Raw genomic sequence first — 2,553 nt, 5'->3', positions numbered from 1 at the left:
TGCCACTGCACGTCGCCGTAGCGGCAGCTGGCATCACAGGTCACGGCGCGCGGCGGTGAGTCGTACAGATGCTGGGTGTAGACCTGCTGATCCTTTTCGTTGACGAACACCAGCCCGTCGTCGCTCAGGCAAAAGCTGCCGCCGCCATACTCGTAAACCCGGCTTCGCACACTGAAGCCGTCGGGCGTCAGGCAGCGGGCCTGCTGGTACTGCCAGTGCCAGATGCGGCAAGCGCCATCGGCCGGGCGGAATTCGTTCCAGAACAGGCCTTGGTCGCTGACCTTCAGTTCAGTGAAGTCGGTGCCGGCGGCAACCGCTTGTGCCGCGCTGAATTCAGCCGCGGGCGATGACACGTGAGTTTCGTTCATTGCGGAAGGTCATCTCTTCGATGGCGAGCTGGGCGGTTTCTGCCTCCTCGCGGGCCTTGAGGATGATGCCGTGGTCGGCCGATTTGGCGCACACCGGGTCGGCGTTGCTGGCATCGCCGGTCAGCATGAAGGCCTGGCAGCGGCAGCCGCCGAAGTCCTTTTCTTTCTCGTCGCAGGAGCGGCACGGTTCGCGCATCCACTCGTAGCCACGGAAGCGGTTGAAGCCGAACGAGTGGTACCAGATGTGTTTCAGGTCGTGATCGCGCACGTTGGGGAACTGCACCGGCAGCTGGCGAGCGCCGTGGCAGGGCAGGGCGGTGCCGTCGGGGGTGATGGTGAGGAACAGGTTGCCCCAGCCGTTCATGCAGGCCTTGGGGCGCTCTTCATAGTAGTCCGGGGTGACGAAGATCAGCTTGCACGGGTTGCCCTCGGCCTTGAGCTTGTCCCGGTATTGGTTGGTGACGCGCTCGGCCCGCTCCAGCTGGGCGCGGGTCGGCAACAGGCCCAGGCGGTTGAGGTGCGCCCAGCCGTAGAACTGGCACGTGGCGAGCTCGACGAAGTCGGCCTCCAGGGCGATGCACAGCTCGATGATACGGTCGGTCTTGTCGATATTGTGCCGGTGGGTGACGAAGTTGAGCACCATCGGGTAGCCGTGGGCCTTCACTGCGCGAGCCATTTCCCACTTTTGCGCAAAGGCCTTCTTCGAGCCGGCCAGCAGGTTGTTGACCTGCTCGTCGCTGGCCTGGAAACTGATCTGGATGTGGTCCAGGCCGGCTTTTTTGAAGTCGGCGATGCGCGCTTCGGTCAGGCCGATGCCGGAGGTGATCAGGTTGGTGTAGTAGCCCAGTCGGCGGGCCTCGCCGATCAGTTCGGCGAGGTCCTGGCGTACCAACGGTTCGCCCCCGGAAAAGCCGATTTGTGCCGCGCCCATTTCCCGCGCTTCGGCCATTACCTTGAACCATTGTTCGGTGCTCAGCTCTTGACCCTGGGCCGCGAAGTCCAGCGGGTTGGAGCAGTACGGGCACTGCAACGGACAGCGGTAGGTGAGCTCGGCCAGCAGCCACAGCGGCAGGCCGATCTCGGGCGTGGGCGGCACGTCAGGCGAGGACGATCCAGTGTTCGGCACGGGCCACCTCCATGAATTGCTCGATGTCATCGGCCACTTCCGGGACACCGGGGAATTGCTGTTCGAGTTCGCTGATGATAGCGGCCACGTCACGCTGGCCGTCTATCAGGCCACCGATCAGGCTGGCGCTGTCGTTGAGTTTGATCATGCCCTCGGGGTACAGCAGCACATGGCCTTTCTGCGCCGGCTCGTACTGGAAGCGGTAGCCGGGGCGCCAGCTGGGCACCTGGTTGCGGTCGAGACTCATAGGGTGATCCCCTTGTGCCACACCCGTTGCTGGGTGACAGAGTGATAGGGCGGGCGGTTCAGCTCGTAGGCCATGCTCATGGCGTCGAGCATGCTCCAGAGGATATCCAGCTTGAACTGCAGTATTTCCAGCATACGCTCCTGGTCGGCGCGGGTGGTGTAGTGCTGCAGGGTGATCGCCAGGCCGTGCTCCACGTCACGCCGAGCCTGGCCCAGGCGGGTGCGGAAGTACTCATAGCCGGCCGGGTCGATCCACGGGTAGTGCTGCGGCCAGCTGTCCAGGCGCGACTGGTGGATTTGCGGGGCGAACAGCTCGGTCAGCGAGCTGCTCGCCGCTTCCTGCCAGCTGGCCCGGCGGGCGAAGTTGACGTAGGCGTCCACGGCAAAACGCACGCCCGGCAGCACCAGTTCCTGAGAACGCAGCTGGTCCGGGTCGAGGCCCACGGCCTGGCCCAGGCGCAGCCAGGCTTCGATGCCGCCGTCCTCGCCGGGAGCGCCATCGTGGTCGAGCAGGCGCTGGATCCACTCGCGGCGTACTTCACGGTCCGGGCAGTTGGCCAGGATCGCGGCATCCTTCATGGGGATGTTGACCTGGTAGTAGAAACGGTTGGCCACCCAGCCCTGGATCTGCTCACGGGTGGCGCGGCCCTGGTACATCGCCACGTGGTAGGGGTGATGGATGTGGTAATAGGCGCCCTTGGCGCGCAGGGCCTGCTCGAATTCGGCAGGGGACATTGGCAGTGCGTCGCTCATTCCGCTGGCTCCTGTAGAAGGATTGTCTGGCCGGACATACACGGCCCCTGTGGGAGCGGG

The 2,553-nt window shown here is 64.6% G+C and carries 3 protein-coding genes and 1 pseudogene; all 4 read right to left on the bottom strand.

The genetic code is table 11. The features are described from left to right. Positions 1-368: pseudogene (locus tag HP547_RS26995) on the bottom strand (S9 family peptidase); the annotation flags it as partial. Continuing rightward, positions 334-1,494, bottom strand: coding sequence for a pyrroloquinoline quinone biosynthesis protein PqqE (gene pqqE, locus HP547_RS26990; protein WP_172288482.1), 1,161 nt, complete (start codon positions 1,492-1,494; stop codon positions 334-336). The pseudogene HP547_RS26995 and the gene pqqE, both read right to left, overlap by 35 nt. Next, positions 1,466-1,741 (bottom strand): pyrroloquinoline quinone biosynthesis peptide chaperone PqqD, encoded by a 276-nt coding sequence (gene pqqD / locus HP547_RS26985; protein WP_172225139.1) that lies wholly within the window; start codon positions 1,739-1,741, stop codon positions 1,466-1,468. Before pqqD ends, pqqE begins: the two co-directional genes overlap by 29 nt. Next, positions 1,738-2,493: a pyrroloquinoline-quinone synthase PqqC gene (gene pqqC / locus HP547_RS26980; RefSeq protein WP_172288480.1), complete on the bottom strand. Its 756-nt coding sequence runs from the start codon at positions 2,491-2,493 to the stop codon at positions 1,738-1,740. Before pqqC ends, pqqD begins: the two co-directional genes overlap by 4 nt. Between the last annotated feature and the right edge of the window lie 60 nt (positions 2,494-2,553).

The organism is Pseudomonas sp. CM27 (assembly GCF_013179515.1).
Taxonomy (GTDB): Bacteria; Pseudomonadota; Gammaproteobacteria; order Pseudomonadales; family Pseudomonadaceae; genus Aquipseudomonas.
This window is presented reverse-complemented; position numbering and strand designations above follow the sequence as displayed.